This window comes from Klebsiella sp. K5-204, from assembly GCF_030128585.1.
Taxonomy (GTDB): Bacteria; Pseudomonadota; Gammaproteobacteria; order Enterobacterales; family Enterobacteriaceae; genus Klebsiella; species Klebsiella quasipneumoniae.
This window is the reverse complement of the sequence record NZ_JAKUZS010000001.1, coordinates 909,598-936,407: the sequence shown is the minus strand read 5'-3', so window position 1 is coordinate 936,407 and position 26,810 is coordinate 909,598. Positions and strand designations below refer to the sequence as shown.

Sequence of the window (26,810 nt, the reverse complement as noted above, 5' to 3'; positions counted from 1 at the left end):
CCCTTATCTTCCCGGCGGCATAGTATTTTTAAGGAACATGACGAGTGAGGAGGAAGGGTGACACGTAAGCGATTATTGCTGGTTCAGACCGGGACGCCCCCGGCAGCCATCCGCGAGGAGCATGGCGATCTGCCGCGCTGGTTCCGCACGCTGCTGGCGCCGTGGCAGGCGCAGCTCACCGCGGTACGGGTGTTTGAGGACGAGCCGCTGCCGGCGCCGGATCGCCAGACGGTGGCGGTGCTGACCGGCTCCTGGGCGATGGTTTCCGACCGCCTGGCGTGGAGCGAACGGACCGCCGACTGGATCCGTCAGGCGGTGGCTATCGGCATGCCGCTGTTCGGCGTTTGCTATGGCCATCAGCTGATGGCTCATGCCCTGGGTGGCGAGGTGGCGTATCATCCAGCCGGACGGGAAAGCGGCAACCAAACCGTTTCGCTATCGCCGTGGGGTGTCGACGACCCGCTGCTCCGGGACCTGCCGGCCGCCTTTCCCGCGCATCTGAGCCATATGCAAACCATTACCCGCCTGCCGGAGGGGGCCACGGTGCTGGCCGCGTCCGCACACGACCCCCACCAGATCGTGCGCTACGGGCCGCATGCGGTCTCCACGCAGTTTCACCCGGAGTTCACCGCGCCGATTGCCCGCGCGCTGATCCGCTACCGGGAGGCGGTGCTGCAGGCAGAGGGCATCGACCCGCAGCGGTTATACAATGAGGTGCAGGAGAGCCCGCAGGCCGCGGCAATCCTCACGCGCTTCGTCAGCGCCTTTCTGCCCCCTGATGCACCCGGCCATTAATCCCCAGCAGTGAACAGCACCCGCCAGCGGCGACGTCGGCGGGACATCTCGTGGGCCAGGTCAACGACCGCTTCGACGCGCAGCGCGTCAGCCGCCTGCGCCGTCAGCTCCGGTAAAGCATACTTCTGACGCAGGGCGGCCAGCGCCTGCGCCTCGGGCGGCGTCCGGGCGCGGACCTGTGCGGCCAGGCGCTGCTGTAGCGGCCTGAAGGCCGCCTCATCCAGCGGCGGCAGCTGGCGCAGAAAGGTTTTGCAACAGCGCAGCAGTTCCACGGCGCGGCGGTCCGGGGACTGGAGCGCCATCAGCAGCCCGTCGCGATCGGCGACGCGCTGATAGCGGCAGCTCACCACATAGCCAATCTGCTGCTCTACCCGCAGGCGCTGGAAGAAGAGCGGTTCGTAGCGCTGCGCCAGCACCCGCAGAGCCGCCAGCGAGGCGCCATCCGGCAGCGGAATAAAGACCAGCAGCGCCGTATCGCCCCCGGGGAAAGCCAGCCGTTCGACGCCGCGCCGGCAGGGGCCGGGGAGGCTGCCCGGCGGGTTGACCGGGACGGTAAGCAGGCTCAGCTGGCGCGCGACCCACCGCGCATCCTCCGCGCTGCCGCCGGCCAGGGCCGCCAGCCAACCTGCCTGATGCTCTGATGTGACCAACCGTTCGGGGAGCTGGGCCATGAGATGACGGATAGCAATACTCTCCGGCGGCGGGGTCAGCGGGTCGGCCGGGAGCGCGAGCTGCCGCACGATGGCCTGCAGAATAGCCTCCGGCCGCCGGCCGGCAGCTGGCAACTGCAGGAGCAGCTGCCAGCTGCCGTCGAAGCGATGCCACTCGCCGTGGCCCCCGGCGTGGCGCAGCGCGGCGAGCAGCGGGCGCAGCTGTTCCCCGCGCGCCAGCCCCTCGGCCTGAGTGGGCGAGCAGGAGAAGGGCGGTCGGAGCAGGAGCCTCGGCGGCTCTCCCGGTAACGGGAGGTGGAGCAGCGGCGCGGCTTGCGCCGGGCTTTCGGCCACGAGGCCGCCAGCGGCTTGCGGATAAAAAGCGAATTTCAGCGCCGGGGCAGTGACCGGGCGGCGGCGCCAGCGGCTGAGCGGCAGGCTAAAGCCCTGGGTGGCAACAGGCTCCCCTGGGGAAAGGGTCTCGCAGGCCAGGCTGACCGTAGGGGCGGCCTGCAGGGCGGCGCAAAAATCGGCGAACCCGGCGGGCGGCGCGCCGGGGGCAAAGCCGAAAGCCCGCTGGCGCAGCTGATCGAGGGGCGACAGCGCCTGAAAACGGCGCCGGGAGAGCTGATAGTAGTGTTGCTGCTGGTCTGGCGTCGTCCGCTGTAGCGCCTGCAGCCAGTGGGTTATCTGCCGGTCGACCTGTTCCGGCTGGTCGCTGGCGAAGACCAGCGCCAGCCAGCCGAGGTGCCGATCCTGATACAGCCAGTTCAGCGCTACCTCTTGCGCCTGACCACGCTGGCGCAGCCCGGCCATCAGGCTGCCGGGGGCTTCATCGAGCAAAAACTCGCGCAGTAAGGTGACGTTGTCACTTAAGGCGATCAGCGGACAGCGCCACAGGGCGGGCTGGGCGTCGACCGCCAGCTGCAGTTCAGTGGTCTCGTCCAGGCGCAGCGGCGGCGCCGGCGGCGGAGCCTCGCCTGCGGCAAGCCCGGCGGCGAAACGGACCGCCAGCTCGCCGAGCGCCTCCAGCGACTGCGGCCCCTGCAGCCAGAGCTGCATCCGCCGGGCGACGTAATGGGTGTGGTGAAAATCGCGTAAGGCCGTCTGCAGCGCAGGGAGATCGCCCGCCAGCGCGTCGGCGCTGCCTACCTGAAAGCGGCGAAACGCCGCGGGCGCGCTGGCGGCGTGACGAACGGCGGCTTCCCGGCGCGACGGCTCATGCTGCTGGATAAGGCGGTACTCGGCGTCAATCACCGCCACTTCGCGCTGAATATCTTCCCTGAGCAGCCGCGGCGCCTGCAGCATCTCCTGTAGACGCGCGACACCGTCAGCCAGACCATCGGCGGCGACCTCGAAAAAGAACGCGCTATGGCGGGCCAGGGTGGTGGCATTCACGCTTCCGCCCTGGCGCTGCACCCAGCCCATCAGCCGGTCATCATCCTGGTAGCGCTCACCGCCGTAAAACAACAGGTGTTCCAGCAGGTGCGCCAGCCCGGGGAAGCGCGACGGTTCGTGGTGGCTGCCGGCGGCGACCCGCGCCAGGGCCGCCGCCCGTTCGGCCTGCGGCTGATGGACCAGGGTGGCCTGCAGGCCGCCCGGCAGCGTGACGGTGCGGGTCGCCAGCGTCATTACAGGTCCCGGGTTTTGTAGATCAGCTGCGAGCTGGCCCGGTTGCGGAACTGCAGCTGGCTGACTTTTATCTCGCTGCAGGCCGCTTCGCGCCGGGCGTCGAGGATTTTGTGATGATGCGGGGATTTGCTGCACACCGGGTCGGCGTTATCGGCGCTGCCGGTCAGCATAAAGGCCTGGCAGCGGCAGCCGCCGAAGTCTTTCTCTTTTTCATCACAGGAGCGGCACGGCTCCGGCATCCAGTCATACCCGCGGTAACGATTGAAGCCGAACGAGTCATACCAGATCGACTCCAGACTCTGCTCCAGCACCGACGGAAACGCCACCGGCAGCTGGCGCGCGCTGTGGCACGGCAGGGCGGTGCCTTCCGGGGTGACGCTGAGGAAAATCGATCCCCAGCCGCCCATGCAGCCTTTCGGCCGCTCTTCGTAATAGTCCGGGGTGACAAACAGCAGGTTGGTGAGGTTGCCGCTGGCGGCCATTTTCTGCCGGTAGTCGGCGACCACCTGCTCGGCGCGGGCGATCTGCTCCCGGGTCGGCAGCAGCCCCTCGCGATTGAGGAACGCCCAACCGTAGAACTGGCAGGTGGCCAGCTCTACGTCATCCGCTTCCAGCTCAATGCACAGCGCGATAATTTTATCCAGCTGATCGATGTTGTGCCGGTGCAGAACGAAGTTGAGCACCATCGGATAGTCGCGCGCTTTCACCGCTCTGGCCATCGCCAGCTTCTGCTGGAAGGCTTTTTTGTTGCCGGCCAGCGCGGCGTTGAGCACTTCATCGCTGGCCTGGAAGCTAATCTGGATATGGTCCAGACCGGCCTCGCTGAAGGCGTCGAGTTTGCTCTCCGTCAGCCCTATCCCGGAGGTGATCAGGTTGGTATAAAACCCGAGGTCGCGCGCGGCGCGGATCAGCTCCGGCAGATCTTTACGCGTCAGCGGCTCGCCGCCGGAAAAGCCCAGCTGTACGCTGCCCATCGCCCGCGCCTGGCGAAAGACCTCGATCCATTGTTCGGTGGTCAGCTCTTTTTCCTGTTGGGCGAAGTCCAGCGGATTCGAACAGTACGGGCACTGCAGCGGGCAGCGATAGGTTAGCTCCGCCAGCAGCCACAGCGGCGGATTGACGGCGGGTTTACGCTGGCTCACGGCAGGTGATCCACTTCTGTTGACAGGCTATCTGCAGGAACTCGATGACGTCGTCATCAACGCCCCCGGCTTCCGGGAAGCGGTCGTTGAGCATGGCGATAATCGCCGCGACGTCGCGCCGGCCATCCACCAGCTCGAGGATCGCCGCGGCGGTCTCATTGAGTTTGGCCATTCCCTCCGGATAGAGGATCACATGGCTCTCCTGGGCGGCTTCCCACTGCAGGCGGTAGCCGCGACGAAAGGCGACGATGGAGGTTTTTTGCATGGTTACACCAGTCGGGTCGAGTGCCAGGCCGCCTTGTCGGTGACCGTATGATAGGGCGGGCGCTGCAGGGCATAGGCCATGGTCATGGCGTCGAGCATCGACCATAAAATGTCGAGCTTAAACTGCAGGATCTCCAGCATCCGGTTCTGTTTTTCAGCGCTGTCGCAGTAGGCCCTCGCCAGCGCCAGGCCATGCTCAACGTCGCGGTTAGCCTGGCTCAGACGGCTGCGGAAGTAAAAATAGCCTTCCTCTTTGATCCACGGATAGTGCTGCGGCCAGCTGTCGAGGCGCGACTGATGGATCTGCGGGGCGAACAGCTCGGTCAGGGAGCTGCAGGCCGCCTCCTGCCAGCAGGCGCGACGGGCGAAGTTAAGATAGGCATCCACCGCGAAGCGCACGCCGGGCAGCACGTGGCGCTCGCTGAGCAGATCGTCGCGGCTCAGACCGACCGCTTCCCCCAGCCGCAGCCAGGCTTCAATCCCGCCGTCCTCGCCGTGGCTGCCATCGTGGTCGAGGATCCGCTGCACCCATTTGCGCCGGGTCTGCGCGTCCGGGCAGTTGGCCATGATCGCCGCGTCTTTCAGCGGGATAGTGGTCTGGTAATAAAACCGGTTCGCCACCCAGCCCTGAATTTGCTCGCGGGTCGCGTCGCCGTTATGCATGGCGATGTGGTAAGGGTGGTGAATATGGTAGAAGGCGCCTTTAGCCCGCAGGGCCGCTTCAAAGGCCTGCGGCGACAGCGTGTCGGTGATCAGCATGCGATATCCTGAAGGGTGATAGCCATCCCGTCCCAGCTCACTTCAATCCCCTGCTGCGTCAGCGCCTGACGCTGGGGAGAGCGCTCGTTAAGGATCGGGTTGGTGTTATTGATATGAATAAGAATTTTGCGTTTTGCCGGCAGGGAGGCCAGCAGGGCCATCATCCCGTGCTCATCGCCGAGCGCCAGGTGGCCCATATCGCGGCCGGTATTGCGCCCGACGCCGGCGGCCTGCAGTTCGTCATCCTGCCAGACGGTGCCATCGATCAGCAGACAGTCCGCTTTTTGCAGCCAGGGCAGAATGGTCTCATCCGGCTCACCGAGCCCCGGAGCGTAGAACAGCGTCTGCCCGTTGCGGCGGTTTTCGATAAACAGCGCCACGTTATGGCCCGGCAGTGGCCGGTCGCGATACGGCGAATAGGGCGGCGCATTGCTGGCGATAGGCACCGCGGTAAACCGCAAATCAGGACAGGCGTCAACGGTAAAAGGCTGCTGCGGCGCGATGGGGTGATGCACCAGGCCGCCGTTCCAGTGGCGCAGCATGGTAAACACCGGGAAGCCGGTGGAGAGATCCTCATGGACCTCCGGGGTGCACCACACCTGATGCGGGCAGCCTTCGCGCAGGCTGAGTAACCCGGTAGTGTGGTCGATCTGGCTGTCGGTGAGAATAATGCCGCCGATATGCGTTCCGCGCAGCACGCCGGTTTTATTTAACTCGGGCGTGTGGGCAATCTGCTGGCTGATATCCGGCGAGGCGTTGCACAGCACCCACTCTTGACCGTTATCGCTGACGATGATCGACGACTGGGTGCGGGCGCTGGCCTGGATCGTGCCGTCGCGCAGACCCTGACAGTTGGCGCAGTTGCAGTTCCATTGCGGGAAACCGCCGCCGGCGGCGGAACCGAGGACTTTAATGAACATGAAGACGGACCGGGTAATGAAAAAAGAGGCCCGCGCGAACGGCGGGCGGGGCGATTAGCGGTTAGAAATGTACAGCGTCACTTCCAGACCGAGACGTAAATCGATAAAAGCAGGTTTCTTCCACATGTTTTGTTCCTCTTAAAAATGACGACAGGCCTCACGGATAATGCAGGATCTGTGACGGCCGCCGCATATTGCGCTTCACCGGGAGAGAGATCAACCCGGAATCTGTAAGGAATTAACTTTATGTTTACAATATAACCTATTGTTGCCAAACATTTTTTAATACCCGCAGCCAGTTACGCCACAGCAGCTTATCCAGCACCAATTGATCATAGCCGCTGTCACGCAAGGCATTGATAAGCCGCGGTAAGCCGGCCACATCCCCCAGCGCGTCCGGCAGGGTGACGCCGTCAAAATCCGAACCAAGGGCCACATGATCCTCACCCATTATGTTAATAAGATAGTCGATATGCCGGATGATGGTGGCGAAGGGCGTGTCGCTATCGCGCCGTCCGTCGGCGCGCAGGAAGGCGTTGCCGAAATTAACGCCCACTACGCCGCCGCTGTCGCGGATCGCCCGCAGTTGCCGATCGGTCAGGTTGCGCGGCTGTGGGCACAGGGCGTGGGCATTGGAGTGGGTGGCCACCAGCGGGGCGGTGGAGTGACGGGCGGTATCCCAAAAGGCCTGTTCATTCATGTGCGAAACATCGATCTGCATCTTCAGGGCGTTGGCCTGGGCAATGAGCGCGATGCCCTCGCCGGTAAGACCCGGCCCGCTGTCCGGACTGCCGGGAAAGGCGCCGGTGACCCCGCAGCCAAAGCGATTGGCGATGTTCCAGAACGGACCAATGCTGCGCACCCCGGCGCGATAAAAGTCCTGCAGATCTTCGCCCTGGGCGTCAAACCCGCCGGCGCCTTCGATGTGCGCCACCATCGCCAGCGCATTATCCTGACGGCAGCGTTCGATATCCGCCGCGCTCAGGCACAGCCGCGCGCGGCTGGCGTCATGGGCGCAAATCGCCTTGAGGATAGCCAGCTGCTGCCAGAGGATCGTTAATGGGTCCCACTCCTGACTGGCGTACTGGGGCGCCACGCGGGCGATATACTCCTGCGGCGGTACAAAGAGGGCGAACAGGCCGCCGGCCAGACCGCCCTGGCGAATTCGCGGATAATCGAGGTGGCCGTTCTCTATCCCGGCAAAGAAAGCGTTCACCGGATCCTCGCGATGGTGAAGCCAGAGATTCAGCAGCAGGTCATTGTGACCATCAAAAATCGCCACAGCGGGCTCCTGGGTTATCAGGTGGTAAAAATGGCTGTCACGGTAGCGGATTTATGCCCGGGGGCAAGCAGAAATTCACAAGCCAGCAACAATTGCCAACATTGATTATGTATCACACTGTATCCCGCGGCGGATCGCTGACATGAAGAGATAAAAACGGCCCCGGTCGGGAACACGGCGGATACAAATTTCCGCTTAACTGGTTACGTACTCTCTTGATGACGATAAAAGGTGACATAGCGATGAACAGATTATCCCTGATCCGGTATACCAGCGCCGCGGCGCTGGGGTTATCCACCCTGTGGTCCGCCGCCGTTTGCGCCGCTGAAGACGCGGGGGCGTTCGACAAGATCCACCAGATCCACGCCGGCGATCTGAATATTGGCTACGTGGATATCGGCCCGCGCGACGGCCAGCCGGTGATTCTGCTGCACGGCTGGCCCTACGATATTCAGAGCTATGCCCAGGTGGCGCCAGCTTTAGCGCAGAAGGGCTACCGGGTGATTGTGCCGTATCTGCGCGGCTACGGCACCACCCGTTTCCTCTCCGCCAGCACGCCGCGTAACGGTCAGCCGTCAGCGATGGCGGCCGATATTGTCCATCTGATGGATGCCCTGAACATCAGGCAGGCGGATCTGGCCGGCTTTGACTGGGGGGCGCGCACGGCGGATATCGTCGCCGCGCTGTGGCCGCAGCGGGTGAAATCCCTGGTCTCGGTGAGCGGGTATCTGATCAGCAGTCAGCAGATTGGCGAAAAACCGCTGCCGCCGCAGGCGGAGCTGTCGTGGTGGTATCAGTTCTATTTTGCCACTCCGCGCGGGGAAGCCGGTTACCGGCAGAACACCCATGACTTTGCGAAATTTATCTGGCATCAGGCGTCGCCGCAGTGGCCATTCAGCGACGCAACCTTTGCCAAAACCGCCCGGGCGCTGGATAACCCGGACCACGTGGCGATCACCATCAGCAACTACCGCTGGCGCCTGGGACTGGAGAAGGGGGAAGCGAAGTATGCCAGCTATGAACAACGGCTGGCGGCGCTGCCGCCGATTACGGTGCCCACCATCACTCTGGAAGGGGCGAATAACGGCGCGCCGCATCCGGCTCCCGCCAGCTACCGGGCCAAATTTACCGGTAAATATGAGCACCGGGATCTGCAGGGGCCGGTGGGCCATAACCCGCCGCAGGAGGACCCGACGGCGTTTGTGCAGGCGGTGGTGGATGCCGATCGTTTGTAACCCGCGCCTTGCCGGCGGCGCGACGTTGCGCTTCCGGCAACACGGCTTATGCTTGTGAAGAGTCTAATTTGCCGCAGGAGCAGCCTTTGGAGCGTATTGACCACATCCTGGTCGTCGATGACGACCGCGACATCCGGGAACTGATTGTCGACTATCTGGAAAAATCGGGATACCGCGCCAGCGGCGCGGCGAACGGCAAAGCCATGTGGTCGGTGCTCAAAAACCATCAAATCGACCTGATTGTGCTGGATATCATGATGCCGGGGGAGGATGGCTTAACGCTCTGTCGCCAGCTGCGCGCAAACCCGCAACAGGATATCCCGGTGCTGATGCTCACCGCCCGCACCGACGACAGCGACCGGATCCTCGGCCTTGAGATGGGGGCTGACGACTATCTGGTGAAGCCCTTTGTGGCCCGCGAACTGCTGGCGCGCATCAAAGCCATTTTACGCCGCACCCGGGCGCTGCCGCCCAACCTGCAGATCACCGAGGCGGGCAGGCTGATCGCGTTTGGCGACTGGCTGCTCGATACCGCCGCCCGCCATCTGCTGGACGACAGCGGGGCGATTGTCGCCCTCAGCGGGGCGGAGTATCGACTGCTGCGGGTGTTTCTCGACCATCCCCAGCGGGTGCTGAACCGCGATCAGCTGCTCAATCTGACTCAGGGACGCGACGCCGAACTGTTTGAGCGGTCAATTGACCTGCTGGTGAGCCGGCTGCGTCAGCGCCTGCGGGAGGATGCCCGCGAGCCGGCCTACATTAAGACGGTGCGCAGCGAAGGCTATGTGCTGTCGGTCCCGGTCTCCATCCGCGAGAGGCATGAATGAGGTTCTGGCCCGCCTCGCTGCAGTCGAGGCTGATGGCGCTGCTGTTTCTGGCGCTGCTGCTGGCGAATACCTTAACACTGTCGCTGCTGTTTTATGAGCGTATGAGCAGCGCCCGCAGCGTGATGCTGGGCAATCTGGCCTCTGATGTCGCCACCAGCGTGGCGATCCTCGACCGTCTGCCGCCCGCTGAACGCCCGCAGTGGCTGCCGAAGCTGGCGCGCGGCAACTACCGCTATCAGCTGGACGCCGGCGAGCGCGGCGACTACCCGGACAGCTGGCGCGCCCGCGACGCGGCGCGCTCCCTGCAGGAGGCGTTGAGCGCGCAGTATCCGGTGAGTATTGTGGCGATCCCCGGTCCGCGGCAGCATATCCAGGCCCATATTACCCTCCACGATGGCGCCCCCTTAACCCTCGACCTGTGGCCGAAACTACCGCCCATCGCCCGCTGGCTGCCGGTGGTGCTGATCGCTCAGTTTGTCCTCCTGCTGGCCTGCGCCTGGTACGCGGTTCGCCAGGTACTGCAGCCCATCACTCGCTTTACCCATGCGGTGAATGCGCTTGAGCCGGCCAGCGACACGGCGGGAACCATGGCCGAGCAGGGGCCGGAGGAGGTGCGCCGTGCCGCCCGCGCGTTTAACGCGATGCAGACCCGCATCCACGATCATCTGCAGGAGCGGGCGCGGATCCTCGCCGCCATCTCTCACGATCTGCAAACCCCGATCACCCGGATGAAGCTGCGAGTGGAGATGGCCGACCAGCCTGAACTGCGCGACAAACTGCTGCAGGATCTCGACAATATGACCCGCCTGGTGCGCGAAGGTATCGCCTTCGCTCGCACCTCGCAGCCGCTGGAGGAGGCGCGCCAGCGGCTGAACCTTGACGCCTTTCTCGACAGCATCGCCTGCGATTATGCCGATGTCGGCCGGCCGGTGCGGTTTTGCCCCGAGGCGCGCGCCGGAGTGGTGTGGATCCCACCGCAGGCCCTGCGCCGGGTGATGACCAACCTTATCGATAACGGGCTGAAATTCGGCGCCACGGTAACGGTCGTCCTGAACCGCGACGCCGCCGGGGATATCATCATTCATGTGCTGGATGAGGGGCCGGGGATCCCTGAGGCGTCGCTGCAGGCGGTGCTACAGCCGTTTTATCGCCTGGAGGACTCGCGCAATCGCGATACCGGCGGCACCGGCCTGGGGCTGGCGATCGCCGCGCAGCTGGTCAGCCAGATGAACGGCACGCTGCGCCTGGCCAATCGCCCGCGGGGCGGTCTGGATGCCAGCGTGCGTCTCGCCGCGCAGGGATTGTATCCTGCTGTATCACCGGCGCAGATAGAAAACTAAGCCGACAATTCTCCCGCTTTCCCGACACATCCGCCCTACATCCCCTTGCTGTAATGTCGTGGCTGCCACCTTCGGCAGCGATGGCATAATGAGGAGAAGGCGATGTCGATATTGATTGCATTTTTGGGCGGGATGTTAACCCTGCTAAGCCCCTGCACGCTGCCGGTGATCCCGCTGCTGTTCGCCAGCGTCCGGGGCCGCCGGGGGCAACTGGCGATCATGCTGGCGGGCATGGCGCTGATGTTCGGCGCTGTGTCGTGGCTGGTGACGGTCGCCAGCGGTTGGGTCGTGAATCTGACGCTGGCTGGGCGCGGCCTGGCGCTGGCGTTCTTCGCCCTTGTCGGGCTGAGCCTGCTTTCGCCGCGCGTCGCGCAGCGGCTGACGTCACCCCTGGTGGCGTTGGGGAATCAGCTTAACGACGCCAGCTCACGCCAGCGCGGCTGGATCGGTTCGCTGCTGGCCGGGCTGGCGGTGGGTCTGCTGTGGGCGCCATGCGCCGGGCCGGTACTGGGGGCGATACTGAGCCTGGGCTTTGTGCAGCCGGGCCAGGCGACCACCGGCGGGTTGCTGTTAGCCTACGGCGGCGGCGGGGCGCTGATGTTATTCCTGCTCGGGTGGTGCGGTGCGGCGTTGATTGCCCGTCTGCGTCGCGGGCTGGCGTTCGGCGAACGGCTGCGCCGGCTGGCGGGGGTAGCGATGCTGGCCTCGGTGGCGCTGATCGTCAGCGGCGGCGACCGCTATTTGCAAAGCGCGGGAGGATGGAGTCAGGCGCTGGAGCAGCGGCTGGCCGCCCGTCTGCCGCAGCCAACGCAGAAAACGGTTCTGCAACCGATCGCGACGCCCGAGCCCAGCAGCGCGATGCCTTCGCTGGCGGGGGGCAGCGCATGGCTCAATAGCCCGGCGTTAACCCCGGAGCGTCTGAAAGGCAAAGTGGTGCTGGTGGACTTCTGGACCCGGGAGTGCATCAACTGTCAGCATACCCTGCCTTACGTGCGCGACTGGGCGAACAAATACCGCGCGGCCGGGCTGGTGGTGATTGGCGTCCATACCCCGGAATATCCCTGGGAGCGTTCGCTACCGCTGCTGCGCGAGGCAGTGAAGGCGTGGCGGATAACCTACCCGGTGGTGGCGGATAATGAGTACGCCATCTGGAACGCCTTCGGCAATCAGTACTGGCCGGCGCATTACATTTTCGACGCACGTGGGCAACTGCGCTATACCGCCTTCGGCGAAGGGGATTATGCCCGCCAGGAGCAGGTGATCCAGCAGCTGCTGCAGGAGAGCAAAGCCTGACCCGCGGACGTCGGTGACTGCCGGACGGTTCCCTTTATCCCTTATGCCCATTGCCGGGCGGCGCTGCGCTTGCCCGGCCTACAGGAGCGCGCAGGGAGAATGTAGGCCCGGTAAGGCGCAGCCGCCACCGGGCGTTGAAACGGGAAGGGTGCTCGATGCTCATTGCCGGGCGGCGCTACGCTTGCCCGGCCTACAGGAGAGCGCAGGGAGAATGTAGGCCCGGTAAGGCGCAGCCGCCACCGGGCGTTGAAACGGGAAGGGTGCTGGATGCCTGTTGCCGGGCGGCGCTACGCTTGCCCGACCTACAGGAGCGCGCAGGGAGAATGTAGGCCCGGTAAGGCGCAGCCGCCACCGGGCGTTGAAACGGGAAGGTGCTGGATGCCTGTTGCCGGGCGGCGCTACGCTTGCCCGGCCTACGGGGTTACGGAGCCGCGTGTAGGCCCGGCCAGGCGGGTTACGGAGCCGCGTGCAGGCCAGGTAAGGCGCAGCCGCCACCGGGCGTTGAAACGGGAAGGGTGCTGGATGCCCATTGCCGGGCGGCGCTACGCTTGCCCGGCCTACGGGGTTACGGAGCCGCGTGTAGGCCCGGCCAGGCGGGTTACGGAGCCGCGTGCAGGCCAGGTAAGGCGCAGCCGCCACCGGGCGTCGAAACGGGAACGGCGCTGGATGCCCATTGCCGGGCGGCGCTACGCTTACCCGGCCTACGGGGTTACGGAGCCGCGTGTAGGCCCGGTAGGCGCAGCCGCCACCGGGCGTTGAAACGGGAAGGGTGATGGATGCCCATTGCCGGGCGGCGCTACGCTTGCCCGGCAACAGGAGTGCGCAGGGAGAATGTAGGCCCGGTAAGGCGCAGCCGCCACAGGGCATCGAAGCGGGAACGGTGCAGAATGCTCATTGCCGGGCGGCGCTGCGCTTGCCCGGCCTACAGGAGTGCGCAGGGAGAATGTAGGCCCGGTAAGGCGCAGCCGCCACCGGGCATCGAAGCGGGAAGGGTGCTGGATGCCCATTGCCGGGCGGCACTGCGCTTGCCCGGCCTACAGGAGCGCGCAGGGAGAATGTAGGCCCGGTAAGGCGCAGCCGCCACCGGGCATCGAAGCGGGAACGGCGCTGGATGCTCATTGCCGGGCGGCGTTACGCTTGCCCGGCCTACAGGAGTGCGCAGGGAGAATGTAGGCCCGGTAAGGCGCAGCCGCCACCGGGCGTTGAAACGGGAAGGGTGCTGAATGCCTGTTGCCGGGCGGCGCTACGCTTGCCCGGCCTGGAGGATTACGGAGCCGCGTGTAGGCCCGGCCAGGCGGGTTACGTAGCGGGTGGAGACAGAATCTTGGCCGGGGTAACAGACGTTGCCGAACGGTTCCCTCTCCCTCCGGGAGAGGGTTAGGGTGAGGGAAACTGGCGTGACACTGTCACCGAACAACCCACTCCTGCAGGGCCTCGGACATCAGTTCGCCGAGCAGCGTGACCGCGGCGGAATGGGGTTCCTGACGCGGGGTTTGTTGCAGACTGACGGCCAGGTTGCCGGGGGATGGCAGTGATCCGCCGGCGGGGCGCAGATTGCCTGGCATGCCGATGCGGGTGCGTACCGTCAGCCCCAGGCCGGCCTGCACCGCCGCCCAGATGCCGCTCAGGCTGTGGCTGACGAACACCACCTGCCAGGGGATCCCTGCGGCATCGAGACAGGCAATAGCGCGGGAACGCATCAGGCACGGGCTGTCGAACATCACCAGCGGCAGCGGCTCGCCGGACGCCAGCCGCGCGCGAACGTCAAAGTCAGGATGCGCAATCCACGCCAGCGGGCAGCGGCCCAGCCCGGGGCCCTGATCTTCGGTTTGCCACAGCAGCGCCAGATCCAGCGTCTGCTCCGCCAGCGCCTGGCGCAGCGGGCCATTGCGATCCACCCTGGCGACGATGCGCACCTGCGGATGGTGGCGGGTAAACTGCCCAAGGATCCCCGGCATCAGCGATTCGCCAAAATCTTCCTGCATGCCAAGGTGAATTTCGCCAGTGAGTCGTTCGCCCTGCAGCGCGCGCAGGGTTTCATCATTGAGCGCCAGCAGCCGTCTGGCGTAGCTCATTAGCTTTTCGCCCTCCGCGGTCAGCGCCAGGTGACGCCCCTGTTTAACCACCAGCGCGGCGCCACACTGACTCTCCAGCTTTTTGAGCTGGGCGCTGACGGCGGAGGTGGAGCGCGCCAGACGCTGCGCCGCCAGGGCGAAGCTGCCGCACTCCATGCCGGTCACAAAGCTGCGCAGGGCGTCAAGATCGAGGCCGGGTAAGCGTTTCTCCATTATCATCCTTATTACCGGGACGTTGGATTCTGGCGATTGCCATTATCGGGACCTTACTGTGGCATCGCGGCGGGCAGGCGTCAACGGACCCTGCGGCGAGAAGCGTAGAAGCGCGCGCCAGTCGCGCAGGCAGGCATAAAAAAAGCCGATAAGGGAACTTATCGGCTTAGTGCAGGCAGGGCTGGCCGCTGAGCGGGGCGACAGGCGCCGCCTCGCTCAGGCAGATTATTGCGCCAGCAGCTCCTGAGCGGTGCGCTCCACCAGGCTCAGCAGGACCTTCACATCATCCAGCGTCACCACCGGATTCAGCAGGGTCAGCTTCAGGCAGGTAACGCCGTTGTGCTCGGTCACGCCAACGTTGGCGCGGCCGGAAGCCAGCAGGGCGTCGCCGACGCGCTGGTTGAGCAGGGCGATAGCCGCCGCGTCGCTCTGCGCCATCTGCGCCGGACGAGAACGGAACAGCACGCTCGCCAGCTGCGGCTGCATCACCAGCTCCAGCGTCGGCTGCGACTTCACGTACTCCGCGACGTTTTTCGCCATGGTGACGCCGTGATCGATGATCGCCGCATACTGTTTCTGCCCCAGCGCTTCGAGGCCCATCCACAGCTTCAGGGCATCGAAGCGGCGGGTGGTCTGCAGCGATTTGGAGACCAGGTTCGGCACGCCGTGTTCTTCATCGAACTCGGAGTTCAGATAGGCCGCCTGATAACGCATCAGCTCGTAATGGCGGGCATCCTTCAGCAGGAAGGCACCGCAGCTGATGGTCTGGAAGAACTGCTTGTGGAAGTCCAGGGTAACGGAATCCACCAGCTCCAGACCGTCAAGATAGTCGCGATACTGCTCAGACAGCAGCAGCGCGCCGCCCCAGGCCGCGTCAACGTGCAGCCAGATCTGATGCTCCGCGGCGATACCAGCGATGTCGCGCAGCGGGTCGATAGCCCCCGCGTCGGTGGTCCCGGCGGTGGCGACGATCGCCATGATCTGTTCGCCGTTAGCCTGCGCCTGCGCAATCTTCGCCTTCAGGTCGGCCACGTCCATCCGCGCGAATTCGTCGGTTTTCACCAGCGTAACCGAGCGGTAGCCGAGGCCCATCAGCGCCATGTTCTTCTGCACCGAGAAGTGGGCGTTTTCCGAGCACAGCACTTTGTACTGGCGGATATCCCCCGGCAGTCCATCCTGCTGGATGGAGTGTCCCTGACGGGCGAAGAAGGCGTCGCGCGCCAACATCAGGCCCATCAGGTTGCTCTGGGTGCCGCCGCTGGTGAAGACGCCGGCGTCGCCTGCCGGATAGCCGACCCGGGCGCGCAACCACTCGATCAGCTTCATCTCAATGATGGTCGCCGACGGGCTCTGATCCCAGGAGTCCATGCTCTGGTTGGTGGCGTTGATCAGCACTTCCGCCGCCTGGCTAATCACCAGGCTCGGGCAGTGCAGGTGCGCCACGCACTGTGGGTGATGCACCGACAGGCTGTCTTTCAGGAAGTACTCGATCGCACGATCAATCGCCGCCTGGTTACCCAACCCCTGTTCGTTAAATTCAAGGGAGATACGCTCACGCAGTTCGTCAACGCTTTTCCCCTGATACATCTCAGGTTGCTTCAGCCACTGCACAACGGCCTGACTGGTCTGCTCGATAACCTGCTGATAGGCCTCAACGCTCTGCGCCGAACCAGCAAGAATCGGATTCAATGTGGACATGGTGGTCACTGACTCCACTCAGACCGGTTTCACACCGGCGGCCAGCAGGGCCTGTTCAAATTTGTCGAGGAACACATTCAGTTCCGCGTCGCTGATCAGCAGGGACGGCAGCAGGCGCAGCACGCAGCCGTGACGGCCACCGCGCTCCAGAATCAGGCCCGCTTCGAAGCATTTCTTCTGCAGCAGGGCAGAGAGTTCGCCGTCAGCCGGGTAGCAGCCCATATGATCCTGCGCGTCGTTCGGCTTGACGATTTCGATACCGATCATCAGACCGAGACCGCGAACGTGGCCAATGACCGGGTAGCGCTTCTGCAGCTCCGCCAGTTTCCCTTTCAGCCACTCGCCCTGGGCGGCGACTTTGTCGGCAATGTTGTTGTCGCGCAGGTGACGCAGGGTGGTCAGGCCGGTAGCCATCGCCAGCTGGTTGCCGCGGAAGGTGCCGGTGTGGTGACCCGGTTCCCAGGCGTCGAACTGCTTTTTAATGCCCAGCACCGCCAGCGGCAGACCGCCGCCAACCGCTTTCGACATCACGATGATGTCCGGCTGAATACCGGCGTGTTCGAAGGCGAAGAATTTACCGGTACGGGCAAAGCCGGCCTGCACTTCATCGACGATCAGCAGAATACCGTGCTCTTCGGTCACTTTGCGGATGCGCTGCAGCCACTCGACCGGCGCCGGGTTCACGCCGCCTTCGCCCTGAACGGCTTCGAGGATCACGGCCGCCGGTTTACGGACGCCGCTCTCCACGTCGTTGATCAGGTTTTCGAAGTAGTAGGTCAGCGCTTTGACGCCGGCTTCGCCGCCGATGCCCAGCGGGCAGCGGTACAGGTGCGGGTAAGGCATAAACTGCACTTCCGGCATCATGCCGTTGACCGCCGCTTTCGGCGACAGGTTGCCGGTGACCGACAGCGCGCCGTGGGTCATCCCGTGATAGCCGCCGGAGAAGCTGATCACCGACGTACGACCGGTGTATTTTTTCGCCAGCTTCAGCGCCGCTTCCACGGCGTCAGCGCCGGAAGGACCGGTGAACTGCAGGCAATACTCTTTCCCTTCGCCCGGCAGGCAAGAGAGCAGGTATTCGGAGAAACGATCTTTTAACGGGGTAGTCAGATCGAGAGTATGTAACGGCAAGCCGCTGGTAATGACACTTTGGATGCTCTGCAATACATCAGGGTGGTTGTGGCCCAGAGCGAGAGTACCGGCGCCGGCGAGGCAGTCCAGGTACTGTTTGTTATCCGCATCCGTCAGCCACACGCCTTCAGCTTTAGTGATAGCCAGCGGTAACTTACGCGGGTAACTCCTGACATTCGATTCGAATTCGGCCTGACGGGCCAAAAAGGTTTCGTTGTTTGCGTCTAATAAATCGGCACTTAAAGTATCAATACGGACTTTATCCGTCATCATATCACTCCCACAACCAGCATTGCGGTTGAACGCTGGTTGAATAATTGGTGTAAGGAATTGAATTGGCATTCATAAAGCGCGCACAATATATGGCTTTTTAAATCCGCATTCAACGTTTTATTGATTGCGTTATTTTGACGTTATTCTTACCGGGGTAAAAATTAACGTAACCTGCTGAATTATAATAAAACAACCCTGAGTAACGATAACCCTTTAAAGTGTAATTATTAGTGAGAAAGTCTCTATATTTTTATTGCCGCTGCGTTAAAGCGCTGACGGAAAGCCTTCCGTCAGCGATAGCAAGAGTCAATGCAGCTCAACCGCATAATTTGTTAAAGGTGTAACTTTTTTCACCAACTTATTGTTATATAAAAACTGTTCGTAAGTGTCGTAGCGCGCTTTATCCAGCGCCGCCGGATCGGCGGCGAACAGGGGCACGGTTTGCAGCCACGCCTGATGGTTAAGCTCGGTCTTCAGCTCCGGATGCGCGGCGGCGAACACCTCCCAGCTCTCCTGCGGATGCTCGCGCAGGTAGCTGACCCCGGCCTGCAGGGCGGTGAGGAATTTACGGATTTTCGCCTCATGAATCGCGTCGCGGTGGGCGACAATCACCAGCTCGTCATAGGCCGGTACGCCATAATCCTCAACGTTCATCACCACCGGGGCTTTGCCCTGCAGCTTCAGCTCCTGCGCTTCTATATTACGATAACCGCCGATGACCGCGTCCACCTGGCCCGCCAGCAGAGCGCTGGTCAGCTGAAAATTGACGTTGACCAGCTTGATACTGGCCGGATCGATCCCCGCATGCTGCGCCATGGTCGACAGGGTGGCCTGCTCAATGCCGCTGACCGAGTACCCCACCTTCTTGCCTTGCAGATCCGCCGGGGTTTTGATCTGCTTATCCAGGGCGATCACCGTGTTCAGCGGCGAGCCGATCAGGGTGCCCACGCGCACCAGCGGTAACCCTTCGTCAGCGAAGAAGTGCACCTGCGGCTGGTAGGTGATGGCCAGGTCCGCCTGACGGGCGGCCACCATGCGGGGCGGCAGCGCCGGATCCGACGGGGGGACAATCTTGACGTCCAGACCCTGGGCCTTAAAGGCGCCGATCTGCTCGGCCACCATAATCGGCGCATGGTCGGGGTTAATATACCAGTCCAGCACCAGGGTGAGCGGTTCATTGGCCAGCGCGTGACCGCTGAGCAGCGCCGTCAGGGTTGCTCCGGCGAAAAGCGACGTTTTCATCTGTTTTCCTTTATTACTTCATGATTATTCCGGCGACCAGTCGATCAGCCGGTGCAGCAGGGTGTCTACCGCCAGCCACAGGAAGAGGGTCAGCAGTACTAAAATAAACAGCGCGGCGAAGCAGATATCGGTTTGCAGCCGCGCGTTGGCATTGAGCATGACGTAGCCCAGCCCCTCGGCGGAGCCGACCCATTCGCCGATAATGGCGCCGATGGGAGCCACCGCCGCCGCCATGCGCAGGCCCGAGCCCAGCGCCGGCAGGGCGGCCATCAGGCGGACATGCCGCAGCTGAGCGCCGAAGGAGGCGTTCATGCTGCGCGCCAGATCGAGATACTCGTGGTTGACCCGTCGCAAGCCGTCAAAGAAGGCGGACGTGACGGGAAAGAAAATCACCAACACCGCCATCGCCACTTTGGCGCTCATGCCAAACCCCAGCCACAGCACCAGCAGCGGGGCGAGGGCAAAGACCGGGATCGCCTGGCTGGTGAGCACCAGCGGCATCAGCCAGCGCTGCAGGCGCGGGGAGAGGATCATGCCCAGCGCCAGCGTGACGCCGAGCGCCACCCCCAGCGCCAGGCCGCTGAGGATCTCGCTGAGGGTAATCAGCGTGTGCCAGCCGAGATAGGCGCGATTGACCCACAGCGCCTCGGCGACCGCCGCCGGGGAGGGTAAAAGAAAGTGCGGAATGCCGCTGCGGCTGGCCAGCCCCCAGAGAAGCATCAGTCCGCAGAACACCATGCCGCCGCGCCAGAGACGTCCAGTCATGAGTGGGCCCTCATCAACTGCTGCAGCAGCGCCGCCTGGGCGTTCAACAGCTCGGGCGCATCCGGCGCGCGCGGAGGCGCGCCGGTGAGGTGATGGCTGTCGTCGATCTCCCCGTCGGCGGCCGAGAGGACCAGCAGACGGTGGCTCAGCCGGCAGGCTTCCAGCGGATCGTGGGTGATCAGCACCACCGTGCGCCCCGCCAGTAGAGTGGCCGCGAGGGTCTGAATGCGCGTGCGGGTGAGGGTGTCCAGCGCCGAGAAGGGTTCATCCATCAGCACGATGGGCCGGTCCTCATACAGGGTGCGGGCCAGCGCGGCGCGCTGACGCATCCCGCCGGAGAGCGTCGCCGGCCGGGCGTCAGCGCAGGAGGCGAGCTCCACCTGTTCAAGCAGGGTGGCGACCCGGGCGTGATCCACTTTCTCACCGCGCAGCCGCGCGCCGAGGGCGACGTTCTCCCGAACGCTCAGCCAGGGGTAAAGCAGGTCTTTCTGCCCCATCCACGCCAGGCGGCCGGGTATCGGCTTTCCGTCGCTGGCGACCACTTCCCCGCGGGTGGCGGGGGCCAGGCCGGCCATGACCCGCAGCAGGCTGGTTTTACCGGCCCCGCTGGCGCCGAGCAGCGACACCCACTGGCCGCCGGGGACCGTCAGCGACAGGTTATCGAACAGGCGGCGGTCGCCGAAATGGAGGCTCAGCTTACGGACCTCGATACCTGGCGCCGTCACGCCCTGGACTCCGCCGCGGCGTTAAGCCCCATCTGCCAGAACTGCGCCTCCAGGCGGGTGGCGGTGGTGAAGATGTCGCTCAGCCCGGCGAGGCGGGCCTCGCTTCCGCGCTGTTGCCACACGGTCTCCAGCAGCGCTAGCGCGGCGCTGACGCCCTGCAGATAGCCTTCATCGCCATAATTACGGATCCACGAGGCGTAAGGATTATCCTCCAGGCGGGTGGCGGGGTGATGCAGCAGGCCCAGACCGATTTCGGCGTAACCCGCCACGCAGGGCATCAGGGCGACCAGCAGATCCAGCGCGTCGCCTGAATGACCGATATCCAGCACGTAGCGAGTGTAATTGATGGTTTCTGGCGCCTCGGGCTGGGCGGCCATCTCCGGTTCGCTAATGCCCCACTGGGCGCAGTAGCCGACGTGCAGCGGCACTTCGTTAAGGATGGCGTTCATGGAGGCGGCCGCGGCGCGCATCTCCGGCAGCGTGCGCAGTTTACTCACCAGCAGCGCGTAGCTGCGGGCGAAATGGATCAGAAACAGATAATCCTGGGTCAGATAGAGACGGAACGCGCTTTTCGCCAGGGTGCCTTCGGCAAGCTGCTGAACGAAAGGGTGCGCCACATAGTGCTGCCAGTCAGCGGCGGCCAGCTGGCGTAAACGGCCATAAAGACCTTGGCTAAACGCGGGAACAATCACAGGACCTCCATTTATGCAGGGGAGATCCGGGCGTGCAGGGGTGTGAACAGGCAATGGCGGTAATGCTGGCAAAATTGCCGACCCGTCCCTTCGCTGGCATGACCCAGATCAGGTTCAAAGGGTTCGGCTTGCGCCATCTCAGCCCTCACGGGACACCCCTCGGTAGCGCTATGTTATACGACATTCACCTTATGAATACAATCATCGCGCCGACCGGCGGCGCGAAGGCGTTTTTCTGTGACGGCCAGCTCTTTTTTGTACAAAAATACCCGAAAAACAAGCCGCTGCGCGTTGGTGAGGGTTCTCCGGTTACGTTATATTTTCATTATTCCGTTGTAATAATCCTGTTCGCCACGCGTGTCGTGCGCGCCCCAACGCCCTGGAGTGAGCATGAAATTCCCGCTGTCCGCGCTGGCGCTTCTGTTCCTGTTGTGCCCGCCTGGCGATGCCGCCGATCTCTTCGATGCGGAAGATAGCATGCTCGACATGAGTCATTATCTGGCGGAAAACCGTTACGGTTTTCTGCCGGTGCCGCTGGTGATAACCGAGCCGGCGATCGGCTATGGCGGTGGACTGTTTGGCCTGTTTTTACACGGTAAAGGCAGCCGGGAGGGCGGGCAGTTTATTCCTCCGCCGCTCACCGCTTTCGGCGGGGCCGCCACGCAGAATGGCACCTGGTTTATTGGCGGCGGCCATCGTCACACCTGGCGGCATGATCGCATTCGTTACCTGGCGGGAGCCGGCTACGCTAACGTCAATCTGGATATCTATTCCGGCGATACCGGCGGCTTCAGCCATGCTAAACCGGTGCAGACGCAGACCAAAGGGGTCGCCGCGCTGCAAAAGCTGCTGTTTCGCGTGGGCGATACGCCGGTGTTCCTCGGGGCCTCCCAGGTGTATGCCCGGGCGGATGTCTCTTTCGATAATCCGCGGGTCAACCGGGTCTGGCAGCAGGTGCTCGGGCAAAACAGCACCTCTTCGGCGCTGGGGGTGGTGGCGGAATATGACACTACCGATAATATTTTCTATCCTCAGAATGGGTTAGCGCTGAAGGGAGAATATCGGTTTTTCCGTTCGCTGCTCGGGGGCGATTATCACTACAACACGTTTACTCTGGACGGGAAGGTGTTTATTCCGCTCAGCCACACGCTGACCCTGGCGGTCGCGGGCAATTATCAGTCCTTAACCCACCATGATAAGCACCTGATGCCGATGGCGCGTCCTTACATCGCGCTGCGCGGGATTTCGCGCTACCGCTATCAGGGCGACTATGTGGCCACGGCGCAAACCCAGCTGGCCTGGGCGGTCACTCCGCGCTGGATCCTGCAGGGATTCGTTGGCGCCGGGAGCGCCGCTGACGCGGCGGAGACGCTATGGGAACAGTCAGAGATGGCATGGGGGGCCGGTTTTCGTTACCTGATCGCGCGACAGTACGGTTTGCGTACCGGGATTGACGTGGCGTTCAGCGAGCATGAGCAGGCGGTCTATTTCAATGTCGGTTCGGGTTTATAACTACACATGAGAACAAAAATGAGAGCATCCGGCGCGGTGTTAACGCTGCTGTTAGCGACCTGGGGCACGTCGGCTGCGGAGCCGGACGAGAACGACAGCTATTTTCCGATCTGGGGCGATGAGGCTCGCGCCAGAGGATATTCCATTCCGTTACCCTACGGCGTCAACCTGAGCTATATGAATATCCGCCAGGATATCATGGTCGACAGTATTACCTTTTCCGGGCTTAAGCTCGGCAATCATCCCATTCCCAGCGATATGTTCGCCATCGATGCCGGACACACCCGCGAGAAAAGCAAAACCGAAAACCTGCGCCTGGATATGTGGGTCTTTCCGTTCCTCAACGTATACGGACTGGTGGGGCATACCCGCGGGTCGTCCGTCTCCCAGGTATCAGTGGATTCAGACCCGTCGCAGTTTCGCGGCCTGGATCGGGCCATCGCCGGCGCGGTTCACCAGCTTTATCAGAGCGGGAAGTTGCAGGATATTGATTTTACCCTTGATTTTAAAGGCACCACCTGGGGGGCCGGCTTTACGCTCGCCGGCGGCTACGGCAACTGGTTTGGGTTAGTGGATACTAACTATACCCGCACCGACTTCGATATCCTCGACGGCAGCATTTCGGCGGTCACCGTTTCGCCGCGCGTTGGCTATCGGTTCAGTTTTCAGGGGATCGACGGGCCGTCCCATCTCAGCCTGTGGGTCGGCAGCATGTATCAGGACGTGCAGCAGGAGTTTAAGGGCGATCTCGCCGACCTGCACATGCCGCCAGAGCTGCAGCCCCTTATTGCCGCAGTCAATAAAGACGGCGAGGGCAAATTCGACGTTAAGCAGAAGCTGACCTCGCCGTGGAATATGCTGATTGGCGCCCAGTATGAGGTCACCAAAAACTTTAACGTGCTGACTGAATTCGGTTTTAACGACCGCAACAGCTTCTTTGTCTCCGGTGAATACCGTTTTTAACTAAAACTGCAGGCGCCGTCTGCCGGTAAGATGCGCGCTCTTTTGTTGCTGTGGAGAGGCTGTTGATGCGTAAAGCCTTATGGCTGTTATTCGCGCTGGCGCTGCCGGCGCTGGCGCAGGACCCGGTGTTGCCCGCCGTGACGGCGATCCATCCTGCGCCCACCCTGGGCGAGCTGTCGCCGCCGGAATCGCTGCGGCCATGCTGCGCCTTTGGCTACGACCTGCACGTGCGGGCGGTGGGCATTCCGATCCCGATGTATCAGATTGGTAACGTGCTGACCCTGGATACCCTGGGCAAGCACCATTACAACGACAGCGCGCTCGGCGCGGTGAAAAATCTGCTGGGGCTGAGCGAGGAGCAGAACGGGCTTATCTATACCCGTCGCGGCGGGTTTATCGATATTGCCCATGTGCGCGACACGGCGGATTACACCTTTTATCTGTTCAATCGCATTTCGCCGACGCTGGGCCAGGCGGGGCGCATATTCTACAGCGAAGAACTTGGCGTGCGCCGCGTTCAGCTCAATGCCTTTACGCCGCCGGCGGGGGTCAGGCAGCGCTATCAGCTGGCGGCCTGGCTCGCCGGGCATCTGGCCTTCGAAATCGCCCAGTGGCATGAGATCGCCCAGTGGTATGGCTTCCAGTCAGTGCCCGGGTTTTCAGAGGAGATCTCCGCGTTTTCGCCGGAGGATCTCTACTCCAACTTACTGGGCGCCAGGCTGGCGATTAACGTCATCCTTAGCGGCCACGGCGGGTCAGTGGAAGCGTATAACCAGGCCATGGAGAAGGCGCTGAAAAAGGCGCTGACCCGGCTGATGGTGGCCACGCGAGGGGAGACGGAAGCGATGTTTCAGCGGATCGATGGCGACTGGTGGAACAGTCGCCGCCGGGTGCCGGATAAGTTTCTGGTGCTGAAGCGTAATTACGATCTGCAGGAAAACCGGCTGCCGACGCCGGTCCCTTTCGAAACCATGCCGCCATATCGCCTGACCATGCCCGCGCAGGTGGGGGGATTCCGCTTGCGCGACCTCGGCGAGCTGCAGATCTATCCGGGGCACGATATGCAGGCGCTGCCGGTTCCTGAGCAATACTATGGCGCTGCCGCGTTTCAGGGGCTGGCCGATCGCGCCCGCGAGGCCGATAAAACCCAGCTGGCGCGCATTGAGAAGTAGCGAGAAAGGCTCAGGGCGAGGCCCTGAGCCGGCGAATTAGCGGAAGTTGACCCAACAGGCGCCGTTGTCGGCAGAGCGTACGCAGTTTTCCACCCAGCGGACGCCGAACGCCCCGGCGCGAGCGTCCGGATACCAGAAGTCCGCCAACAGCGCCTCGTCACGCCGGTCAGCGGCGTCCATGGCGATGGCGAAGCGGCGATAGAGATTCGACCAGGCGTCGAACAGCCCCTCCGGGTGGCCACCGCCGATGCGATCGTACTGGCGCGCCAGCGGATCAAGATAGCCCATGCCGCGCTCCAGAACGCGCGCCGGTTCGCCCTGCACCTCGTAGAGCAGCTGGTTGGGCTGTTCATCCCACCATTCAAGACTGGCTTTTTCCCCCACGATGCGCACCTTTTGCCCGTGCATGGAGCCGCAGTTAACGGCGGAGCTCCACAGCGAGCCGACGGCGCCGTTGTCATACTCCATCAGCACATGCGCGTTATCTTCCAGCGGGGCGCGGCTTTTGACGAAGCTTTGTCTGGCGCACATCAGCCGGGTGATCTTCAACTGCGGGGCCATGGTTTCGACCAGAAACAGCGGGTGAGTGGCAAGATCCCCCAGCACATAGCTGGGGCCGACGAAGCGGGGATCGACCCGCCAGCGGGTACTGGCGTTTTCCTGCTCCACCGGCTGGGCGTGGAAGCCATGAGCAAACTGCATATTGACGATACGTATGTCGCCCAGCAGTCCTTCGGCGATCATCTGCCGGGCCTGCAGGATCATCTGATGACCGGCATAGCCGTAGGTCACGCCGATGATCTTACGCTGCCGCTGGCTGAGGGCCACCAGTTCGTCCGCCTCTTCGCTGCTGAAGCACAGCGGCTTTTCACACACCACGTGCAGCCCGGCCTCCAGCGCCGCCCGACAGATGGCATAGTGGGTGTTATTCGGCGTGGCAATCGACACGGCCTGGATACCGTCCGGGCGGGCAGCCTCACCGCGAAACAGACTCTGGTAATCGGCGTAACAGCGTGCGGGATCCACCCCCAGCTGTTGGCCGAACTGGCGCCCGCGATCGGCATCAATATCAAAGGCGCCGGCCAGCAGCGCAAAGGTGTTATCGCGCAGGGCGGCAGAGCGGTGAATATAGCCGATCTGGCTGCTGCCACCGCCGCCGACCATGCCCCAGCGCAGGGTGCGGTCGAGCGGTTTTAAACCGTTAATCATGGGGTGTCTCCTGTCAGAATCCAACGCCGCGCAGATAGCGCAGGCTCTCCGTGACCGCCTGCAGGCTGCCTGCGGCATGGCGCGGATCACGCTCTTGTTCAATGGTTATCCAGCCCTGATAGCCGCGGCGGGCAAGAAAATCGTTAATGGCCGGGTAGTCAATGGCGCCGCTGCCGAGCGGGCACATCACCCCTTCGGCGCAGGCGGTGAAAAAGTCGATGCCTTCGGCGATGGCGCGCTGGTAAACCTGCGGATCCACATCCTTGAAGTGCAGGTAGTCGAGCCGCGCGTAATAGCGATCCAGCCAGGTGAGCGGATCCATTCCGGCGTAGTAGAGATGCCCGGTATCCAGACACAACCCTGCCACGTCGTGCGGGATAGCGTTGGCCAGCCGCTCGATTTCATCGGCAAATTCGATGCAGCCCCCGGCGTGGGGATGGATAACCGCCCGCACGCCGTACTCCCGCCAGGCGAGGGTGCTGAGGGCGGTAATGTGCGCCATCATCCGCTGCCAGTCTGCGTCATTGAGGCGCGGAGCCAGCGCGCTGCGTCCGGCAAAGCGCGCCCGCTCGGGGTTGCCGAAGTCGATAATCACCAGATAGGGCGGCTGGAAAGGGTGTCCCGGGATGGGGGCGGCGGTCGGAACCTGCGACAGATTGCGGCAGATTTGATGGGTCAGCGCCTCCAGAGTGGGATAATGGTCTTCGCTCACCAGAGCGTCAAAGATTGTCCCGGCGACCAGCGACAGCTGATGCTTTTCCAGCGCCGCGCACAGGCTGCTCGGGTCGGTGGGCAGGTAGCCCCACGGGCCGAGCTCGATGCTGCGATAGCCGGCCTGCGCCGCCTCCTTCAGCACGGTAGTCCAGGCGGGAAGGTCAGGGTTTTTCGGGTCATCCACGCCCCAGCTGCAGGGGGCGTTGGCGATAGGATAGGTCATGTCGGCTTCCTTTTATCACAGGGGATGCCGCTGAGTATTGAATGAAAATTTCATAGCCAACAAT

General features: G+C 63.2%; 24 protein-coding genes and 1 riboswitch. Of the genes, 8 read left to right on the top strand and 16 right to left on the bottom strand.

The genetic code is table 11. From position 1 onward, the window contains the following. The first annotated feature begins 57 nt into the window (after nt 1-57). Nucleotides 58-795, top strand: a complete 738-nt coding sequence (locus MKR05_RS04655) for a glutamine amidotransferase (RefSeq protein ID WP_284118083.1) — start codon at nt 58-60, stop codon at nt 793-795. Here MKR05_RS04655 and pqqF read toward each other — a convergent pair. From pqqF to MKR05_RS04620, 7 genes are all read right to left on the bottom strand, one after another. Continuing rightward, nucleotides 792-3,077 carry a pyrroloquinoline quinone biosynthesis protein PqqF gene (pqqF, locus tag MKR05_RS04650; protein ID WP_238875655.1) on the bottom strand — a complete coding sequence of 762 codons (2,286 nt, stop codon included), beginning with the start codon at nt 3,075-3,077 and terminating at the stop codon, nt 792-794. The genes MKR05_RS04655 and pqqF overlap by 4 nt on opposite strands. Then, nucleotides 3,077-4,219: a pyrroloquinoline quinone biosynthesis protein PqqE gene (gene pqqE, locus MKR05_RS04645; RefSeq protein ID WP_032452962.1), complete on the bottom strand. Its 1,143-nt coding sequence runs from the start codon at nt 4,217-4,219 to the stop codon at nt 3,077-3,079. Before pqqE ends, pqqF begins: the two co-directional genes overlap by 1 nt. Next, nucleotides 4,206-4,484, bottom strand: coding sequence for a pyrroloquinoline quinone biosynthesis peptide chaperone PqqD (gene pqqD, locus MKR05_RS04640; RefSeq protein ID WP_044523416.1), 279 nt, complete (start codon nt 4,482-4,484; stop codon nt 4,206-4,208). The genes pqqE and pqqD overlap by 14 nt, the downstream gene beginning before the upstream one ends. 2 nt (nt 4,485-4,486) lie before the next feature. Beyond that, nucleotides 4,487-5,242 carry a pyrroloquinoline-quinone synthase PqqC gene (pqqC, locus tag MKR05_RS04635; RefSeq protein WP_130952651.1) on the bottom strand — a complete coding sequence of 252 codons (756 nt, stop codon included), beginning with the start codon at nt 5,240-5,242 and terminating at the stop codon, nt 4,487-4,489. Beyond that, nucleotides 5,236-6,162 carry a pyrroloquinoline quinone biosynthesis protein PqqB gene (pqqB, locus tag MKR05_RS04630; protein ID WP_048297569.1) on the bottom strand — a complete coding sequence of 309 codons (927 nt, stop codon included), beginning with the start codon at nt 6,160-6,162 and terminating at the stop codon, nt 5,236-5,238. The genes pqqC and pqqB overlap by 7 nt, the downstream gene beginning before the upstream one ends. Before the next feature lie 54 nt (nt 6,163-6,216). Then, nucleotides 6,217-6,288, bottom strand: coding sequence for a pyrroloquinoline quinone precursor peptide PqqA (gene pqqA, locus MKR05_RS04625; protein ID WP_002905689.1), 72 nt, complete (start codon nt 6,286-6,288; stop codon nt 6,217-6,219). Between the two features lie 136 nt (nt 6,289-6,424). Further along, nucleotides 6,425-7,444: a dipeptidase gene (locus MKR05_RS04620; protein WP_064154573.1), complete on the bottom strand. Its 1,020-nt coding sequence runs from the start codon at nt 7,442-7,444 to the stop codon at nt 6,425-6,427. Nucleotides 7,445-7,686: 242 nt separating this feature from the next. Between MKR05_RS04620 and MKR05_RS04615 the strand changes: the two genes are divergently transcribed. The 4 genes from MKR05_RS04615 (at nt 7,687) to MKR05_RS04600 (ending at nt 12,139) form a co-directional block, all read left to right on the top strand. Continuing rightward, nucleotides 7,687-8,679 (top strand): alpha/beta fold hydrolase, encoded by a 993-nt coding sequence (locus MKR05_RS04615; RefSeq protein WP_023289793.1) that lies wholly within the window; start codon nt 7,687-7,689, stop codon nt 8,677-8,679. 86 nt (nt 8,680-8,765) lie between these two features. Next, the gene (locus MKR05_RS04610; protein ID WP_017900551.1) at nt 8,766-9,506 is read left to right on the top strand and encodes a response regulator; all 741 of its coding nucleotides are present in this window, start codon (nt 8,766-8,768) and stop codon (nt 9,504-9,506) included. Next, a complete protein-coding gene (locus MKR05_RS04605; RefSeq protein WP_064154574.1) occupies nt 9,503-10,846 on the top strand; it encodes an ATP-binding protein in 1,344 nt (447 codons plus the stop codon). The genes MKR05_RS04610 and MKR05_RS04605 overlap by 4 nt, the downstream gene beginning before the upstream one ends. Nucleotides 10,847-10,948: 102 nt before the next feature. Continuing rightward, nucleotides 10,949-12,139, top strand: coding sequence for a cytochrome c biogenesis protein/redoxin (locus tag MKR05_RS04600; RefSeq protein ID WP_072421629.1), 1,191 nt, complete (start codon nt 10,949-10,951; stop codon nt 12,137-12,139). 1,406 nt (nt 12,140-13,545) lie between these two features. On the opposite strand, the gene MKR05_RS04595 is transcribed toward MKR05_RS04600, so the two are convergent. The 7 genes from MKR05_RS04595 to tenA form a co-directional block, all read right to left on the bottom strand. Next, nucleotides 13,546-14,439 carry a LysR substrate-binding domain-containing protein gene (locus MKR05_RS04595; protein ID WP_032428857.1) on the bottom strand — a complete coding sequence of 298 codons (894 nt, stop codon included), beginning with the start codon at nt 14,437-14,439 and terminating at the stop codon, nt 13,546-13,548. A 213-nt stretch (nt 14,440-14,652) separates the two neighbouring features. Next, nucleotides 14,653-16,134: an aspartate aminotransferase family protein gene (locus MKR05_RS04590; protein ID WP_072413243.1), complete on the bottom strand. Its 1,482-nt coding sequence runs from the start codon at nt 16,132-16,134 to the stop codon at nt 14,653-14,655. Between the two features lie 9 nt (nt 16,135-16,143). Further along, the gene (locus MKR05_RS04585; protein ID WP_074186127.1) at nt 16,144-17,529 is read right to left on the bottom strand and encodes a diaminobutyrate--2-oxoglutarate transaminase; all 1,386 of its coding nucleotides are present in this window, start codon (nt 17,527-17,529) and stop codon (nt 16,144-16,146) included. A gap of 306 nt (nt 17,530-17,835) precedes the next feature. After that, nucleotides 17,836-18,771 (bottom strand): ABC transporter substrate-binding protein, encoded by a 936-nt coding sequence (locus MKR05_RS04580; protein WP_064154577.1) that lies wholly within the window; start codon nt 18,769-18,771, stop codon nt 17,836-17,838. Between the two features lie 24 nt (nt 18,772-18,795). Further along, the gene (locus MKR05_RS04575) at nt 18,796-19,536 is read right to left on the bottom strand and encodes an ABC transporter permease (protein WP_032452953.1); all 741 of its coding nucleotides are present in this window, start codon (nt 19,534-19,536) and stop codon (nt 18,796-18,798) included. Then, nucleotides 19,533-20,261, bottom strand: a complete 729-nt coding sequence (locus MKR05_RS04570) for an ABC transporter ATP-binding protein (RefSeq protein WP_044523394.1) — start codon at nt 20,259-20,261, stop codon at nt 19,533-19,535. Before MKR05_RS04570 ends, MKR05_RS04575 begins: the two co-directional genes overlap by 4 nt. After that, on the bottom strand, nt 20,258-20,953 hold the full coding sequence (tenA, locus tag MKR05_RS04565) for a thiaminase II (protein WP_072413241.1): 696 nt from the start codon (nt 20,951-20,953) through the stop codon (nt 20,258-20,260). The genes MKR05_RS04570 and tenA overlap by 4 nt, the downstream gene beginning before the upstream one ends. A 68-nt stretch (nt 20,954-21,021) precedes the next feature. Beyond that, nucleotides 21,022-21,123, bottom strand: a riboswitch (TPP riboswitch). A gap of 220 nt (nt 21,124-21,343) precedes the next feature. On the opposite strand from tenA, the gene MKR05_RS04560 reads away from it, so the two are divergent. The 3 genes from MKR05_RS04560 to MKR05_RS04550 all read left to right on the top strand — a co-directional run bounded on the left by MKR05_RS04560 (nt 21,344) and on the right by MKR05_RS04550 (nt 24,600). Then, nucleotides 21,344-22,465 (top strand): BamA/TamA family outer membrane protein, encoded by a 1,122-nt coding sequence (locus MKR05_RS04560; RefSeq protein ID WP_050534077.1) that lies wholly within the window; start codon nt 21,344-21,346, stop codon nt 22,463-22,465. 18 nt (nt 22,466-22,483) lie between these two features. Continuing rightward, the gene (locus tag MKR05_RS04555) at nt 22,484-23,428 is read left to right on the top strand and encodes a hypothetical protein (RefSeq protein ID WP_178944552.1); all 945 of its coding nucleotides are present in this window, start codon (nt 22,484-22,486) and stop codon (nt 23,426-23,428) included. Nucleotides 23,429-23,493: 65 nt separating this feature from the next. Further along, nucleotides 23,494-24,600, top strand: coding sequence for a DUF4056 domain-containing protein (locus tag MKR05_RS04550; RefSeq protein ID WP_064154581.1), 1,107 nt, complete (start codon nt 23,494-23,496; stop codon nt 24,598-24,600). A 36-nt stretch (nt 24,601-24,636) separates the two neighbouring features. Here MKR05_RS04550 and MKR05_RS04545 read toward each other — a convergent pair whose 3' ends face one another. Continuing rightward, a complete protein-coding gene (locus MKR05_RS04545) occupies nt 24,637-25,809 on the bottom strand; it encodes a Gfo/Idh/MocA family protein (protein WP_238874966.1) in 1,173 nt (390 codons plus the stop codon). A 13-nt stretch (nt 25,810-25,822) separates the two neighbouring features. Continuing rightward, nucleotides 25,823-26,746, bottom strand: coding sequence for a TIM barrel protein (locus MKR05_RS04540; protein WP_238874968.1), 924 nt, complete (start codon nt 26,744-26,746; stop codon nt 25,823-25,825). Between the last annotated feature and the right edge of the window lie 64 nt (nt 26,747-26,810).